The sequence below is a fragment of the Actinoplanes couchii genome (genome assembly GCF_016862075.1).
Lineage (GTDB): Bacteria > Actinomycetota > Actinomycetes > Mycobacteriales > Micromonosporaceae > Actinoplanes > Actinoplanes couchii.
The window spans coordinates 46,853-62,902 of the sequence record NZ_BOMG01000052.1 but is presented as its reverse complement, the minus strand read 5'-3'; the positions used below and the strand labels follow the sequence as shown (position 1 = coordinate 62,902).

At 71.3% G+C, this 16,050-nt stretch carries 14 protein-coding genes, 1 tRNA gene and 1 pseudogene; 9 read left to right on the top strand and 7 right to left on the bottom strand.

What is annotated here, in order from left to right:
• Window positions 1–140: 140 nt before the first annotated feature.
• Window positions 141–1,583, top strand: a complete 1,443-nt coding sequence (locus Aco03nite_RS20305; protein WP_203796947.1) for a hypothetical protein — start codon at window positions 141–143, stop codon at window positions 1,581–1,583.
• A 52-nt stretch (window positions 1,584–1,635) separates the two neighbouring features.
• Here the strand turns inward: Aco03nite_RS20305 and serA are convergent, their stop codons facing one another.
• The 3 genes from serA to Aco03nite_RS20290 form a co-directional block, all read right to left on the bottom strand.
• Window positions 1,636–2,853: a phosphoglycerate dehydrogenase gene (serA, locus tag Aco03nite_RS20300; RefSeq protein WP_203796946.1), complete on the bottom strand. Its 1,218-nt coding sequence runs from the start codon at window positions 2,851–2,853 to the stop codon at window positions 1,636–1,638.
• A 147-nt stretch (window positions 2,854–3,000) separates the two neighbouring features.
• Window positions 3,001–3,927: an aminoglycoside phosphotransferase family protein gene (locus tag Aco03nite_RS20295; protein ID WP_203796945.1), complete on the bottom strand. Its 927-nt coding sequence runs from the start codon at window positions 3,925–3,927 to the stop codon at window positions 3,001–3,003.
• A gap of 71 nt (window positions 3,928–3,998) precedes the next feature.
• Window positions 3,999–4,814, bottom strand: coding sequence for a HAMP domain-containing sensor histidine kinase (locus Aco03nite_RS20290; protein ID WP_239145300.1), 816 nt, complete (start codon window positions 4,812–4,814; stop codon window positions 3,999–4,001).
• Window positions 4,815–4,877: 63 nt separating this feature from the next.
• Here Aco03nite_RS20290 and Aco03nite_RS53030 point away from each other — a divergent pair.
• Both Aco03nite_RS53030 and Aco03nite_RS53025 read left to right on the top strand, forming a co-directional pair.
• A pseudogene (locus Aco03nite_RS53030) lies at window positions 4,878–5,141 on the top strand (ABC transporter permease); the annotation flags it as partial.
• Between the two features lie 86 nt (window positions 5,142–5,227).
• The gene (locus Aco03nite_RS53025) at window positions 5,228–6,202 is read left to right on the top strand and encodes a hypothetical protein (RefSeq protein WP_239145299.1); all 975 of its coding nucleotides are present in this window, start codon (window positions 5,228–5,230) and stop codon (window positions 6,200–6,202) included.
• 21 nt (window positions 6,203–6,223) lie between these two features.
• Here Aco03nite_RS53025 and Aco03nite_RS20280 read toward each other — a convergent pair whose 3' ends face one another.
• The 4 genes from Aco03nite_RS20280 to Aco03nite_RS20265 form a co-directional block, all read right to left on the bottom strand.
• Window positions 6,224–7,114 carry an SPFH domain-containing protein gene (locus Aco03nite_RS20280; RefSeq protein WP_203796943.1) on the bottom strand — a complete coding sequence of 297 codons (891 nt, stop codon included), beginning with the start codon at window positions 7,112–7,114 and terminating at the stop codon, window positions 6,224–6,226.
• A gap of 61 nt (window positions 7,115–7,175) precedes the next feature.
• On the bottom strand, window positions 7,176–7,934 hold the full coding sequence (locus Aco03nite_RS20275; RefSeq protein ID WP_203796942.1) for an SAM-dependent methyltransferase: 759 nt from the start codon (window positions 7,932–7,934) through the stop codon (window positions 7,176–7,178).
• A gap of 88 nt (window positions 7,935–8,022) precedes the next feature.
• Window positions 8,023–8,095 (bottom strand) — tRNA-Arg (locus tag Aco03nite_RS20270).
• A 13-nt stretch (window positions 8,096–8,108) separates the two neighbouring features.
• Window positions 8,109–9,179: an alpha/beta hydrolase gene (locus Aco03nite_RS20265; protein ID WP_203796941.1), complete on the bottom strand. Its 1,071-nt coding sequence runs from the start codon at window positions 9,177–9,179 to the stop codon at window positions 8,109–8,111.
• 82 nt (window positions 9,180–9,261) lie between these two features.
• Here Aco03nite_RS20265 and Aco03nite_RS20260 point away from each other — a divergent pair, with 82 nt between their 5' ends.
• The 6 genes from Aco03nite_RS20260 to Aco03nite_RS20235 all read left to right on the top strand — a co-directional run bounded on the left by Aco03nite_RS20260 (window position 9,262) and on the right by Aco03nite_RS20235 (window position 16,044).
• A complete protein-coding gene (locus tag Aco03nite_RS20260; RefSeq protein WP_239145298.1) occupies window positions 9,262–9,945 on the top strand; it encodes a single-stranded DNA-binding protein in 684 nt (227 codons plus the stop codon).
• Window positions 9,946–10,332: 387 nt separating this feature from the next.
• Window positions 10,333–10,797, top strand: a complete 465-nt coding sequence (locus Aco03nite_RS20255) for a hypothetical protein (protein WP_239145297.1) — start codon at window positions 10,333–10,335, stop codon at window positions 10,795–10,797.
• A gap of 40 nt (window positions 10,798–10,837) precedes the next feature.
• Window positions 10,838–11,971 (top strand): cobalamin biosynthesis protein, encoded by a 1,134-nt coding sequence (locus Aco03nite_RS20250; RefSeq protein ID WP_203796940.1) that lies wholly within the window; start codon window positions 10,838–10,840, stop codon window positions 11,969–11,971.
• Entirely contained in the window at window positions 11,965–13,491 is a 1,527-nt protein-coding gene (locus Aco03nite_RS20245; RefSeq protein ID WP_203797028.1) for a cobyric acid synthase, read from the top strand. Before Aco03nite_RS20250 ends, Aco03nite_RS20245 begins: the two co-directional genes overlap by 7 nt.
• Window positions 13,492–13,579: 88 nt before the next feature.
• On the top strand, window positions 13,580–14,662 hold the full coding sequence (locus Aco03nite_RS20240; protein WP_203796939.1) for a M48 family metallopeptidase: 1,083 nt from the start codon (window positions 13,580–13,582) through the stop codon (window positions 14,660–14,662).
• A gap of 35 nt (window positions 14,663–14,697) precedes the next feature.
• Window positions 14,698–16,044, top strand: a complete 1,347-nt coding sequence (locus tag Aco03nite_RS20235) for a dipeptidase (protein WP_203797027.1) — start codon at window positions 14,698–14,700, stop codon at window positions 16,042–16,044.
• Window positions 16,045–16,050 lie beyond the last annotated feature (6 nt).

The window sequence follows — 16,050 nt, the reverse complement described above, 5'->3', positions numbered from 1 at the left end:
AGTTCGGGCCGGCCTCGCCCGCCGGGCCGGGACGTGTCTCGTTCGGGTTCAGCGACGGGCCGATCGGCGGGGCCCGGCCGGGCCGCGGCCGTGGTGGCGAGGACACCGGGAGCATGCCGCGGGTCAGCGATACCGGGAGCATGCCGAGGGACAGCGACGACACCGCCAGAGTGCGGCGAGCCGGCGCCGCCGAGGACACCGGCGGCATGCGCCGGGTCAGCGACGACACCGGCACTCTGCGGCGTCTCACCGAAGAGGCCTCGCGCCGTGCCGAGGACACCGGCAGCATCCGGCGGGTCAGCGACGACACCGGGAACATGCCGAAGCCGCGCGGCCGTGCCGGTGGCGGACTGGGGTCGCTGACCGCGGCCTCCGGCGCCTTCCCGGCCCGGCGGAGCACCACCGGCAACATCTCCTCCTTCGCCGACGAGGACGGGGCCGACACCGGCCGGCGGACCGGGCGCGGATCACTCGAGTCCGGTACCGGCGAGCTGCGCCGCCGGGCCGAGCCCGCCTCGGAGGAGCTGCCGATCGTCCGCAAGTCCGGCAACGGGACCGGCGGCGCCGACGGCTGGTCCCCGGCCGCGTCCTTCTCGCCCGGCTCACCGGCCGGCGCGTACCCCTCCTCGGGTGGCCCGTCCGGCGCCGGAGTGCCGTGGCCGTCCTCGACGTTCGACGCCGGCTCGCCCTCGGCGGCACCGGCCCCACTGTGGACCGACGGCAACGACCCGAGCGGGTCGTGGCAGGCACCCACCGGCGCGCCCGGACAGCCCGGGGGACCGGTGGTGTTCGGCGACTCGCCGCAGCCGCCGGCCGGCCCGCCGCCTCGCCGGCAGTCCCGGGTGGTCACCGCGGGCATGGCGCTGCTCGGCATCGTGGCGCTGGCCGTCGTCGCGGTCACCGGCGTCATCTACTACTCCGGCGAGAACAGCCAGATCGCCGGCATGCTCGGCGGCGGTGGTGGGAACCAGCAGGTCGTCAGCGGGCCGATCAACGACGTGAACATCGCGACGTTCGAGCTGATGGCCGCCACCGACCGGGTGCGGCTGCGGATCGACGACCTCGGCGACGACCTGTACCGGGTCAGCTCGCCCGAGGGCAGCGGGGTCCGGCCCAGCGCCGACGTGCAGGACGAGCGGCTGCGGGTGGACCTGAACCGGGACGCCGCCGGAAGCGGTGGCGAGATCGAGGTGGTGCTGTCCGCGAAGGTGCGGTGGACCATCCGGTTCTCCGGCTACTCCGCCGAGCGGATCGTCGACCTCACCCAGGGCCGGATCAAGGGCATCGAGCTGGTCGGCGGCACCCGGCGGGCCGAGATGAACCTGGCGCAGGCCACCGGCACGGTGCCGATGCGGATCACCGGCGGGATCGAGGAGCTGATCCTGCGGGCGCCCACCGGCAGCCCGGTGCGGATCAAGGTGGGCGGCGGCGCGTCGTCGGTGACCGCCGGCTCCAAGACGCTGAAGGATGTGCCGCCCGGATCGACCCTGACGCCCAAGGACTGGACCAGCGGGAACCGTTACGACGTGGACGCGGTCGCGCCGGTCACCCTGCTGAAGGTGGAGACCTCGGCGCCGTCCTGATCTCATCCGAAAAGGGGCCCCTCGACGAGGGGCCCCTTTTCGGATCGAAAGATCAGTTCAGGACACGCAGGCGGACGGTCTGCTCCATGGAACGGAGCTGGTCCAGCACCACGTCGGGGTAACCGCGGGCGATGTCGGTGATCAGGTACCCGTACTCACCGCGGGTGCTCAGCATCTGGCCCTCGACGTTGACGTTGTGCTCGGCGAGGATCCGGTTGACCTGGGCCAGCACACCCGGGGTGTTCTTGTGCATGTGCACGATGCGGTGCATGCCGGGCAGGTCGGGCAGGGTCACGCCGGGCAGGTTGACACTCAGCGTGGTGTTGCCCTCGGTCACGAACTTGGCCAGCTTGTTCGCCACGAAGCCGCCGATGTCGGACTGGGCCTCCTCGGTCGAACCGCCGATGTGCGGGGTGAGGATCACGTTCGGCAGGCCACGCAGCTCGGACAGGAACTCGTCGCCGCGGCCCTTCGGCTCCTTCGGGAACACGTCGACGGCGGCACCGGCCAGCCGGCCGCTCTTCAGCGCGTCGCGCAGGGCCAGGTGGTCGACGATCAGGCCGCGGGACAGGTTCAGGAAGAGGCTGCCGGCCTGCATCTTGGCGAACTGCTCGGCGCCGAAGAAACCCGCGTTGCCGGGACGGCCGTCGACGTGCAGGGTGACGATGTCGCTGGACTCCAGCAGCTCGTCCAGGCTGGCGCAGCGGTGCGCGTTGCTCAGCGCCAGCTTGTCGGCGGTGTCGTAGAAGGAGACCGACATGCCCAGGTTCTCCGCGAGGACCGACAGCTGGGTGCCGATGTTGCCGTAACCGACGATGCCGAGGCGGCGGCCGCGGATCTCGTGGGCGCCGTCGGCCGACTTGTCCCAGACACCCTCGTGCATCGAGGCGTTCTTCTCGGTGAGCCGCCGGGTCAGCGCGATGATCTCGGCGATCGCCAGCTCCACCACCGAGCGGGTGTTGGAGAACGGGGCGTTGAAGACCGCGACACCGCCGGCCGACGCCGCGGCCAGGTCGATCTGGTCGGTGCCGATGCAGAACGCGCCGATGCCGACGAGCTTGTCGGCGGCCTCCAGGACCTTCGCCGTCACCTGTGTCTTGGACCGGATACCGAGCAGGTGGACTCCGGAGATGCGCTCCACGAGCTCGACCTCGTCGAGGGCGTTGCGCAGGGACTCGACGTGGAAACCGTCCTCCTCGAGGCGGGTAACCGCGTCGGGGTGGATGCTCTCCAGGAGCAGGACTCGCACCTTGGGCTGGTCGGTCATCATCTTCCGTTCCATGATTCGGTTGGGCGCCCGGGCCGCCAATTGCAAATCAGACCTTAGTCCTCCTGCGTGCCGGGCCCGGTGCGGTGTGCTTGAGGTCCCATCTACCGGTCAACCCCGTAACTGTTACGGCACAGTGCCGGGTGTGGTTCAGCCGCGTGACAGGGCGCCGCGCACCCAGGGGAGCAGGGCGTCGGCCTGGAAACGCTGGAAGGCGCGGACCGTGGGCAGGCCGGGCGGGGGTGGCTGCCGGCAGCGGTGCTGGAACAGGGCGGTCGCCCCGGCCAGCACGCCTGTCACGATGCCGGGGTCGACGCCGTCGAGCAGCGGGGCCGGATCACCGCCGTGCACGATCACGTTGATCGCCAGGAGCACCGCATCGGTCCAGGCCGGGCCGACGCAGGCGTGCGGCCAGTCGACCAGGACCAGGCTGCCGTCCGCCCGGACCAGGATGTTGTCGGCGCGCAGATCGCCGTGCACCAGGGTGGCGCCGGTGGACAGCGCGGCCACGCCCCGTCCGGCGGCGGCCCGCAGCTGGTCCAGGTGCGCCACCGCCCACGGGTCGAGGTCGTCCGGCACGTCGGCGGCCAGGTCGTCCCAGCGGGAGAACTCCTCGCCGTACTTCTCCACCACCGTCGGCAAACCGGCCACCGGCGCCGGGGTGAGCACCCCGGCCAGGCCCCGCAACGCGGTCGCGGCGGCCTTGATGTCCGGCACCACCCAGGGGACCGCCGGATGACTGCCCTCGATGTCCTCCAGGACCAGGACCACCCAGTCGCCGGTGTCGAAACCGCCCAGCACCCGGGCCACCGCGGTGTGCCGGGGCAGCGCGGCGGTGATCCGCAGCTCCTGCCGGGCCAGCTCGGCGGACTGCTCGTTCAGCGCCGGGGTGACCGCCTTGACGAAGGCCCGTGCCCCGGCGGCGGTGCGGACCCGGTCGGCGGTGCCGGGGGAGAACCCGCCGGCCTGGGAGTCGGCGGCCACGATCGGCCCACCGCCGATGATCTGCTCGATGTCCCGCTGGACCGGGCCGGGAAGGTCCGCCCAGCCGATCCGCACTCCGCCCGGTTGCGCCATGCCGGCGATCGTCGCAGTTCCGGGCCGCCCGGCGACAGCGGTTTTCAGCCTGCGGCGGGCAGCAGCGGTTTTCAGCCGGCGGCCGGCAGCAGCACCGTGATGACCAGGCCACCCTCGTCCCGGGCGTCGGCCTGCAACCGGCCCCGGTGGGCGCCGACCACGGCCCGGACGATGGACAGGCCCAGACCGGCGCCCGGCCCGGCCAGGCGGTCGGTGCGGTAGCGGCGGAACGGTTCGAACAGGCCGGGCACCTCGTACCGGGGCACCACCGGCCCGGAGTTGGCGACCCGCAACTCGACCCAGCCGTCCGGCCGGGTACGCGAGGTGACCTGCACCCAGCCGTCCGGGACGTTGTGCCGGATCCCGTTCTCCACCAGGTTCTGCACCAGCCGTTCCAGCAGCACCGGGTCACCGAGGACGGCCGCCTCGGCGGGTTCGGTGCGCACCTGCACGACGTCGGCGACGGCTACGTGGTCGACGATGTCGGCCAGATCGACGTACGACCGCTCGGTCACCTCCCGGTCCGAACGCGCGAGCAGCAGCAGTCCGTCGATCAGGCGGCCGTGCCGGTCGTTGATGGCCAGCAACGTCGACCCGAGTTGGCGTACCTCAGGGGAGGCCGTCTCGGGTTCGAGAGCCACCTCCAGCAGCGTCCGGTTGAGGGTGAGCGGGGTGCGCAGCTCGTGCGAGGCGTTGGCGATGAACCGGCGCTGGGCGTCGAGGGACTGGTCGAGCCGGGACAGCATCAGGTCGAACGTATCGGCGAGCTGTTTGAGTTCGTCGTTCGGCCCGTGCAGGGCGATGCGTTCCTGCAGCCCACGGTCGGCGGCCGGGGATTCGGCGATGCGCCGGGCGGTCGCGGTGATCTGGTGCAGCGGCTGCAGCATCCGCCCGGCGATCAGCCAGCCCAGCGCGATCGCGGCGGCGCTCACCACGATCAGCGCGACCACACCCTGGGCGCCACCCGCGGGCAGATCCGGGTCCAGTTCGTCGCCGAGTCGCTGCTGCTGTCGGTGATCGGCGGGGCCGGTGGGGTGCTGGCCGGGTTCGGGGTCACCCTGATCTACGCGGCGGCACAGGGCTGGCCGGCCGTCGTACCACTGTGGGCGGTGGCCGGCGGTCTGGGCGCGACCCTGCTGATCGGGGCGGTCGCCGGTCTCTACCCGGCGATCCGGGCGGCCCGGCTGGCACCCACCGAGGCACTCGCGGCATGAAATTTCCGACCGATTTTGATCCAGCCTGGGAGCGTTCCCGTATGGAGGGGAGAAGCAGCCCATCGCGTATCGGGAAGTAGCAGGTCATGCGCCGGAAACTTGTCATCACCGCCGGACTCGCCGCCACCATGGTGAGTGCCGGGATCGGTATCGCGTCGGCTGCCGAGGCCGCCGTTCCGACCGTCAACTGTCCGCAGGTCTACATCAAGGTCAATGTTCCGGCGCAGGCTCAGGCCGAGGTCGACAACAACCTCAAGCTGCTCGACCAGCAGATCAACGAGGCGAACAACCGGATCGCCGCCACCGTCGGGCAGGGCGGGCCGCAGTTCATCCAGAACGCGATCCTCGGCCCGCTGAAGGACAAGCGGCTCGCCGCGATCAGCCGGATCGAGACGGCGATCTCCCGCAACGCCGCCCGCCCCGACCTGAACGCGGCCGGCCTGGCGACCTGCTCGCTCAACCAGAACGGTGGCGCGGTCCCGGTGGTGACCACCCCGGCGGCCGCCGAGCCCGGCAACAACCTGGGCATCCTGACCGACACGTGCGACACGTCGAACCTGCCGGCGCACGACGGTTTCCAGACCGGCAACAAGTGCGTCTCCACCGAGTTCGGTGAGGTCGCCAACGCCAACCGCAACGCCACGCTGCTGATCACCTCGGCGCCCAGCCAGGTCAACCGCAACCAGCCGTTCCAGATCAAGGTCAGCACCCGCAACCTGATCCGGGACCGGTTCCTCGCGGCTGGCCAGGGCGGCTACTACGTGGAGAGCTCGGTGCTGCAGAACGGCATCACCCGCGGCCACTTCCACACCGCCTGCCGGATCCTGGACAGCACCAACCAGGCGCCCGCGCCCGACCCGGTCCCCGGCTTCTTCGTGGCCACCGAGGACGGTCGTGGCAACAACGCCCCCGACACCATCACCATCCAGGTGCCCGGGCTCGCCCAGTCCGGCACCTTCCAGTGCTCGTCCTGGGCGGGCGACGGCTCGCACCGCATCCCGATGATGCAGCGCGCCAACCAGACGCCCGCCCTCGACTCGGTCCGGGTCCGGGTGCGCTGACCCGTTCTTGCCCGGTGCTCTCTACTTGGCCTGCCCGGTCTCGACCGGGCGGGTCAAGGACACCGAGTTACCCATGCACAGCCCCGGCTCCTTGCCCAGCTTCTCCGCGATCTGCAGGCAACGGGCCACCTGATCCACGCTCGCGTCGGTCCGGGTGATCTCCGCCCGGGTCTTCGCGTTCGCCTTGTCGATCTCCAGGTTGCGGGCCTCCAGGATCTTCTGGCCGTACGCCGCGATCGCCTGCGTGGTCGGCTCGTCGTACTGCGGCGACTCGAACGCCACCGACTTCACCACGATCTCGTCGCCCAGCTCCGCGTTCAGCGCCTGGACCAGGGTGTCCTTGTAGGTCTTGTTCAGATCCGGCGCCGGCGCGTCGCCACTTGTCGGATCCACCGCACCGAGCGGGTCGAAGGTCGCGAAGATCGACGTCATGGCGCCGTTGATCTGCGGGTTCACCCGCCGCTCGATGAACACCTCGAACCGCGACTTACTGCCCACCTCGCGGTAGGCCGCCCAGTTCTCCGGCGCCTTCTCCGCCTTCGCCGACCACTCGATCTGCACCGGGATGCAGGCCCGCCGCTGCGCCGCGATCGTCACCCAGACACACTCGTCACCCAGGTGCGAGTAGGTCTGCCCGGACGCGTCCCACTCGTCGATGCCCTCCCACGGCAGCGTCCATTGCAGACCCGCGCCGGTGGTCCGGCCGGTCGGCTTGTTCCAGGCCGTCACGATGCCGACGTTACGGGTCGGCACCACCGTGATGCTGGAGGTGACGATCACCGCGAGGGACAGGACCAGGCTGCCGGCGAAGGTCAGCCAGGCGTTGCGTTTCACCGAAGGGACCTTGGTCGTGGCGGCGGCGACGAGCGCGATGACCGCTATGCCGAAGAGGAGAACACCGAAGACGAACATGCCGTGACGATATTGCACAGCGACAAGTAGTCCCAGCTCAGAGGTGCTTTTCCGAAAACTGTCATCGCTTTGTCGCAACCGCGCCGTAGGCGTCCAGCCACTCGGCGTCGCCGTCCGGCCGCCACCCGGTCAACTGCACCAGGCCCGGCTCCACCGGCTCCAGCCCGGCGAACAGCCCGTCGATCTCCTCCGGGCTGCGCAGGACGTACGGCACCCCACCGCTGTTCGCCAGCCGCTCGGCCCCCTCGACCACCGCCGGCGTGGTGTTCGTGCCGTCCCACAGCACCAGGAAACTGCCCGCCGGGACCGCCGCCATCACCCGGTCCACGATCGACTTCACAACGGTGAGATCCGGCTCGTAGCCGAGCACGCCCATGAACATCACCCCGATCGGCTGCCCGAAGTCCAGCACCTTGCGCGCCTCGTCCAGGATCCGCTCCGGCTCGTGGTAATCGGCGTGCACGTGGACGACCCGGTCGGTCGCCGTCATCAGCTGCCGGGCGTGCTCCAGCACCAGCGGATCGTTGTCCACGTAGACGACCCGTGCCCCAGGGGCCACCTCGTGCGTGTTCTGCATCGTCGGCAACCCGGTGCCGATGTCGAGGAACTGCTGGACACCGGCCTCGCCGTTCAAGTGGCGCACCACCCGGATCAGGAACCGCCGCGAGTGCCGGGCCATCGCGACGATCTCCGGGTAGACCTCGGCGACGGCGTCCCCCGCGGCCCGAGCCGCCGCGAAGTTGTCCGTGCCACCCATCCAGTAGTTCCAGATCCGCGCCGCGTGCGGCACCTCGGGCCGAAGGTCATCGATCGACGTCATGCGCCCGTTTCTACGACAGCCCCCGGACAGCCGCAAGGCCCGACCGCGTTTGTGCTGGTCGGGCCTTACGTGAACTGCCTGGTGAAAGCGCGCCCGGTAGGATTCGAACCTACGGCCGACGGATTAGAAGTCCGTTGCTCTATCCGCTGAGCTACGAGCGCTGGCCAGCACATACTAGGCGGTCGCGCCGGACTTGTCGTCCGCCTCGTCGGTGGTCCGGTTCTCGGCGGCCTCCAGAGCGTCCGCCACGGCCGGTGTGTCCTCCGGCGCCGGCGGGATCCCGACCTCCGGAGTGCCCGGCGCGGGCAGGAACGCGTCCACCCATCGTCCCAGCTCACGGAAGACCTCGGCGCGCACCTCCTTGCCGGAGAGAGTCAGATCGTGCATGCCGCCGTCGAACTGCGCGATCGTCACCCGCCGGCCCAGACCGGGCGCCCACCGGGTGATGTGATCGACGTCCAGCACCGAATCGGTCACCCGGATGTCGTCGTGCCACTCGCGCCGCCGGTACGTCCGGGTCGAGCAGGCGACCAGCACCGGCGCATCGATCGACAGGCCGGACCGCAGCTGGTGCTGCCCGCGCCGGATCGCCTCCAGCCAGCCCATCGTGACCGGGAATCCGGTGATCGGTTTCCAGGTCAGGTCGTAATTCCATTCGCCGTCGTGCTCGCTGTGCAGACTCCGGCCGTAAAAACCGAGATTCGCGACAGGCATCTTCCGGTACGGGTGACGCCCGGTGACCGCCAGCACCGCCGACATCAACGGGCGCCGGACCACCCAGGGCAGGTTGAAGTCGAAGAACGGGCTGTTCAGGAACAGTCCGTCGACCAGGCCCCGCTCCCGGCGGCTGTGCGCCCAGAGCGAGGTGATCAGGCCGCCGGTGGAGTGCCCGGTCACCAGCAGCTGATCGTGGCCGTCCTGCTCCCGGATGATCCGGACGGCCTCGTCCAGCTCCGGGAAGTAGTCGGTCATGCTCCGGGCGAAGTTCGGCGTCTGGTGCGGCAGCAGGCTCCGCCCGTACTTCCGCAGGTCGAGCGCGTAGAAATCCCAGCCGCGCTCGACGAAGAAGTCGGCCATGTGGGTCTGGAAGAAGTAGTCGACAAAACCGTGGACGTGCAGCACGGCCCGCCGGGACGGGGTCTCCGCCCGCCGCCGGACCAGGGTCGCCACCACCGGGCCCTCGTCGTCGCTGCCCAGGTCGATGGTGTGCCGCTCGTACGGCAGTCCGAGGACGTCGGTCTCCACACGATCAGGTTACCCATGGGTAGAGGGCGGTGCGCCATACCAGATCAACGAACGTCGCCTGCCCGTCGTCCACAGTTCGTCGTTGTCCACAATCCGTAGCCGCAAGATCATCGCTGGTGACGCAGTCTCGAACCCGACCGAACACCAGAAGGAGCGAGACATCGTGTACGAGACCAACATCGCCGTCATCGGCAACGTCCTGACCGCGCCCGAGTGGCGGCGCACCACCACCCACAACCAGCTCGTCGCCAACTTCCGGGTGGCCTCCACCGCCCGCCGCTTCGACCGGGGGACCGGCCAGTGGTCCGACGGCGACGTGCTGCGCATCCGGGTCACCGCCTGGCGCCGCCTCGCCGAGGGTGTCGCCTCCTCGATCGCCGTCGGCGACCCGGTCGTCGTCTACGGCCGCATCTTCACCCGTGACTGGGTCGACGACGACAACAAGAACCGGGTCTCCTACGAGATGGAGGCACTCGCCGTCGGCCACGACCTGGCCCGGGGGCGCTCCCGGTTCTTCCGCAACAAGCCGGTGCCGCAGAGCACGATCGAGGGCGCCGACACCGAAAGCGTCGTCCGGGGCGAGCCCACCGATGCCCTGCACGACACCGAGGTTCCGGTCCGGTTCGGCGACGGCATGCCCGACGAGGCCGCGCCCACCTTCCTCGAGGTGGTCGCCGGGATCATCGACGAGGCGGCCGAGGCCGGGGACGGGACCGGCGACGAGGAGGAGACCGATACCACCCGGCGCGAGCCGGTCGCCGCCTAGACGTTCCGGTGAACCGCTGCCGACCCATGGCTCCGGCCCAGCGGAGCCCGGTCGCGGCGGTCCCCGGCGGCCCGGCCCGCCTCACCGGCGAGAGGCGACGGTCCGGGCCGCCGGGGCTCGGCTCCGACTTTGCCGGGGCTCGGCTCCGGATCCTCGGGATTCCGCTCCGGATCCTCGGGATCCTGTTCGGGATCCCCGGAATTCTGCTCCGGATCGACGGGTTCGGCTCCGGGCGGCCGGGGTCCGGCGAAACCGGTGTCCACCAGGGGACCGCTCCGGGGCGGCCGGTTCCGTCCATCGGGATCGGCCGATAGTGCCGCCGGAAACACCCACCGGGCGGAGCGGCCCGGGTGGGCCCGGGGTGCCCGCACCCGGCAAACTGAACCCGTGCTGCTGAAGGACATCCGCGCCATCGTGACCGAGACAGTGGTGTTGTCGCCGGAGGACCCGACGGCTGAGACCGCCAACACCAACTGGTTCGGCGCGCCGCCCCACGAGCGCATAAGCCTGTCCGCGGACGAGGTCGTGACCGCGTTCGAGGAGACGGCCGCCGGGCTACGGACACTCGTGGCCGGTGCCGGGCACCGGGGCACCGCCACGTTCTACGTCTGGCACGACGCCGTCGCCGGTCAGCTCCGCTGCTCGGCCGGCTCCCGGAAACCCAGTGACCTGCCGTTCACCGACGACTACCAGATCACCGAAGACCTGCGGGCCATCGTGGTCGAATTCCTGGAGGACCGGGCACCCGGCTCGATCCTCTGGGGCGAACTCGAGCCCGTCCCCTATCCGGAGACCGACGAACCCCCGGCGATCGCCGTCTGGGCGTTCGACCTCACCCCGTTCGGCCGCTGACAGCGGCGGCGGACCCGACCCATGCGTTAGGAACACACAAGTGCCGTCACGGTGGACCGCGGACGCGGCCGGACTGGTAACCGGATACCTGCTCGACGCCGTGTTCGGCGATCCCCGGCGCCTGCACCCGGTCGCCGGTTTCGGCACCGCGGCCGGCGCCCTGGAGCGCCGCGTCTACCGGCCCCACCGGCGGGCCGGAGCGCTGTTCACCGCCGTCGCCGTCGGCGTGCCCGCACTCGCCGGGCTCGCCGCGGGCCGGGCCACCCGGAACCACCCGGTGGCCCGGTTCGCCGTCACCACGGCGGCCACCTGGACCGTGCTCGGCGGCCGGACCCTGCGTCGCGAGGCCCGGGTGATGGCCCGCCACCTCGACGCCGGTGACCTGCCCGCCGCCCGGGGCCGGCTCAACCACCTGTGCGGGCGCGACCCGTCCGCCCTCGACGAGCCGGAGCTGGCCCGCGCCACCGTCGAGTCGGTCGCCGAGAACACCTCCGACGCCGTCGTCGCGCCGCTGGTCTGGGGCGCGTTCCTCGGCCCGGCCGGGCTCCTCGGTTACCGCGCCGCGAACACGCTCGACGCCATGGTCGGGCACCGCTCGGAACGGTACGCGCGGTTCGGCACCCCGTCGGCGCGGCTCGACGACCTGCTCAATCTGCTGCCGTCCCGGCTCACCGGGCTGATCACCGTCGCGGTGGCGCCGATCGCCGGCGGCACCCCGTGGGAGACCCTGCGGGTCTGGAAACGGGACCGGGCCGACCACCCGTCACCCAACGCCGGCCAGTGCGAGTCGGCCATGGCGGGGGCGCTCGGGGTCCGGCTCGGCGGGCGCAACGTCTACTTCGGGCGTACCGAGACCCGGCCGTTCCTCGGCGACGGCCCACGCCCGTCCGCGAAACACCTGCGCCGGGCGGCCCGGGTGTCCGGCGCGGTCGGAGCGGTGGCGGTCACCCTGGCCGCCGGCGTCGCGGCCGCCCGGGGCCTGGCCACGGCGCGGTTCTCCGGGCGTGCCCGCAAAGCGGCTGTTCCGGGTTCGGCCACGTCGTTGTTGTTCGGGCGTGCCCACGATGCGGCCGTTCGGGGTTCGGCCACGGCGCGGTTCTCCGGGCGTGCCCGCGATGCGGCTGTTCCGGGTTCGGCCACGGCGCTGTTCGCCCGGCGTACCGGCAGATCATGACCGGGTTGTTGATCGCCGGGACGACCTCGGATGCCGGGAAGAGTGTGCTGACCGCCGGGATCTGCCGGTGGCTGCACCGTAACGGGGTGCGGGTGGCGCCGTTCAAGGCACAGAACATGTCCAACAACTCGGCGGTCGTGGTGACCGCCGACGGCCGTGGCGGCGAGCTGGGCCGGGCCCAGGCGATGCAGGCCGCGGCCTGTGGGCTGGCCCCCGACCTGCGGTTCAACCCGGTGCTGCTGAAACCGGGCAGTGACCGGTCCAGCCAGGTGGTGCTGCTGGGCGAGGCGGTGGACACGGTGACCGCCGGCAACTACCGCACGCTGCGGCCCCGGCTGGCGGAGACCGCGTTCGCGGCGCTGGCCGAGCTGCGGACCGAGTACGACGCGGTGATCTGCGAGGGCGCCGGCAGCCCCACCGAGATCAACCTGCGTGACGGCGACTTCGTCAACATGGGTCTGGCCCGGCGGTTCGGGCTGCCGGCGATCGTGGTCGGCGACATCGACCGGGGCGGGGTGTTCGCGGCGTTCTTCGGCACGCTGGCCCTGCTGTCGCCGGAGGATCAGGCGCTCGTCTCCGGCTTCGTGATCAACAAGTTCCGCGGCGACCTGGGCCTGCTGCGCCCGGGGCTCGACATGATCACCGCGGCGACGGGCCGTCCGGTGCACGGGGTCCTGCCCTTCCATCCGGACGTCTGGCTGGACGCGGAGGACTCCCTGGCGTACGGCCGCGTCCTGGGTCGTCCGGGTCCTCCGCACGGAACCGCCTGGCTGCGGGTGGCGGTGGTCCGGCTGCCGCGGATCTCGAACGCCACCGACGCCGAGGCGCTGGCCGCCGAACCGGGTGTCCGGGTCAGCCTGACGATCGAACCGGCCGAGATCGCCGACGCCGACCTGGTCGTGCTCCCCGGCTCGAAGGCGACCGTCGACGACCTGGCCTGGCTGCGGCGCACCGGACTGGCCGACGCGATCCTGGCGCACGCCGCGGCGGGCAAGCCGGTGCTGGGCATCTGCGGCGGGTTCCAGATGCTCGCCGCGAGGATCCACGACGAGATCGAGAGCCGCCGGGGTACGGTGCCCGGCCTCGGCCTCCTGCCGGTCGAGATCACCTTCGCCGCCGGCAAGACGCTGGCCCGGCCGTCGGGTTCGGCGCTGGGCGTGCCGGTGAGCGGCTACGAGATCCACCACGGCCAGGTCTCCGCGGGCGACGCCGAGCCGCTGCTGCGCCACGACGACGGCCGCCCGGAGGGCGCGGTGTCCGGCAGCGTCTCCGGCACCCACTGGCACGGCGCCTTCGAGTCGGACGCCTTCCGCCGCCGGTTCCTCACCGGGGCGGCCCGGCAGGCCGGCCGGCAAGGGTTCACGGTCGCCCCGGACACCCGGTTCGCGGCGATCCGGGAGCGCGCGCTGGACGTCCTGGGCGATCTGGTGGCCGAGCACCTCGACACCGGCGCGCTGATGCGGCTGATCGAGCAGGGGCCCCCGGGTGCCATGCCGGTCCTGCCCCCGGGTGCCCCGTAGGGGACTTCTCCGAGTCCATTTCTTGCGGGCACGGCGTAGGTTTGGGCCGGACAGAGGCCCGGACACGCTCAGCAACGGGATGGTGCAAATGACGACCGAGGACGACGACAACCGGCCGGCGCGCCGTCGTGTGACCCTGACCGGCATCAGCTCGCGGGCCTGGGAGCACCCCGCCGACCGGGGCGCGCTGTCCGCGCTGCGTGAGCTGCGCGGGTTCGACGACGTGGTGAAGACGTTCTTCGGCATGTGGAACGAGCGCGGGTTCCGCCTGATGTTCCTGGCCGGGGCGATCCGCGTCGACCACCGGCAATATCCACGGGTCTACCAGCGCTTCACCGAGGCGGCCAGCACGCTCGACGTGGCCGAGCTGCCCGAGCTCTACGTGGCGCAGGACCCGCGGATCAACGGGCAGGCGATCGGCCTGGACCGCCCGTTCATCGTGGTGACCACGGGCGCGGTGGAAAAACTCGACGACGACGAGCTGCGGGCCCTGCTCGGGCACGAGATCGGCCACGTGCGCAGTGGCCACGCCGTCTACAAGACGATCATGCAGATCCTGACCGGCTGGCTGGCGAACGTGAGCTGGCTGCCGGTGGGGGTGATCGCGCTGCGCGGGATCATCGCGGCGATGCTGGAGTGGTGGCGCAAGGCGGAGCTGTCCGCCGACCGCGCCGGTCTGCTCGCCGGTCAGGACCCGGCCGCCTCGTTGCGCCTTCTGATGAAACTCGCCGGTGGTGGCGATCTGTCACAGATCGACACGGCGGCGTTCCTGGAGCAGGCCGCGGAGTACGAGAGCGGCGGCGACCTGCGCGACAGCCTCCACAAGCTCGGCATGACCGCCTGGAGCAGCCACCCGGTGCCGGTGGCCCGGGCCGCCGAGCTGCGCAAGTGGATCGATTCGGGGGAGTACGCGCAGATCGTCGGCGGCGACTACCCGCGTCGTGACTCCGACGGCGACGCCTCGGTCACCGAGGACGTGAAAGCGGCCGCCAAGGCGTACCGGGAGGACTTCGCGAATTCGCAGGATCCGCTGGTCGGACTGGTGCGGCGACTCGGCGGGGGAGCGGCCGACCTGGCCGGCTCGGCCGCCGGCAAGGCATACAACTGGGTCAGTGACCAGTCCCGCCGGGGTCGGCAGAACAATGGTGGGGACGGCACGCCGGAGGCGTGACGGACCGGCTCAGGCCTACGATCGGCGGCATGAGCCTGAGTGAATCCGATCTGCGCGCCGCGATCCGGCGCGAGATGCCCGGTGTCCGCGCCGACCTGGAACGGTTGGTGCGGATCCCGGGTGTCGCCTTCGAAGGTTTCGACCACTCGCACGTCGAGCGGTCCGCGGAGGCGGTCGCCGAGCTGTTGCGCGGTTGCGGGCTCGACACCGAGATCGTCCGGCACGGCGGCCAGCCCGCGGTGATCGGCCGTAAGGCGGCCCCGGCCGGTGCGCCGACCGTGCTGCTCTACGCGCACCACGACGTGCAGCCCGCCGGTGACCCGGCGCTGTGGACGAGTGACCCGTTCGAGCCGGTCGAGCGGGACGGGCGGCTGTACGGCCGCGGCGCCGCCGACGACAAGGCGGGTGTGATGGCCCACGTGGCGGCCCTGCGGGCCTTCGGCGATCAGCTCCCGGTCGGGGTGGTCGTCTTCGTCGAGGGCGAGGAGGAGTACGGCTCCGACTCCCTCGACACGATCATCCAAGAGCACCTGGAGGAGCTGCGCTCCGACGTGATCGTGATCGCCGACTCCGGCAACTGGGACATCGGGCAGCCCGCGCTGACCACCTCTCTGCGCGGTCTGGTCAACCTGTTCGCCGAGGTCCGGGTGCTGAAGAGCGCCGTGCACAGCGGCATGTTCGGCGGTCCGGTGCCGGATGCGCTGATCACCCTGTCCCGCCTGATCGCGACCCTGCACGACGAGTCCGGCGAGGTGGCGGTGCCCGGTCTCGTCGGCCGGGAGGGCGCGAGCGTCGACTACCCGGCGGACCGGTTCCGGCACGAGGCCGGCCTCGTCGACGGCGTCGACCTGATCGGCAAGGGCACGATCACCGACCGGATCTGGACCAAGCCGTCGATCTCGGTGCTCGGTATCGACGCACCGGGCACGCAGGTGGCCGCCAACGCGCTCCAGCCGGCCGCCAAAGCCAAGATCAGTGTGCGGCTGGCACCCGGCGAGGACCCCAAGTCGGCGTACGACGCGGTCCGCGCCCACCTGGAGAAGAACGTGCCGTGGGGCGCGCAGCTGGAGGTCACGCTGGAGAGCGACGGCCTGCCGTGCGTGATCGACGCGACCGGCCCGGTGTACGACGCCGCCCGCGCCGCGTTCCGTGCGGCCTGGGACGGCACCGAGCCGGTCGACATGGGTGTCGGCGGGTCGATCCCGTTCATCGCCACCTTCCAGGACCTGTTCCCCGACGCCGCGATCCTGGTGACCGGGGTCGAGGACCCGTACTCGGCGGCCCACGGACCGGACGAGAGCCTGCACCTGGGCGAGTTCGAGCGGGTCTGTGTCGCCGAGGCCCTGCTGCTCAAGAACGTTGCGGAGACTCTGACGAAGTAGAAACGG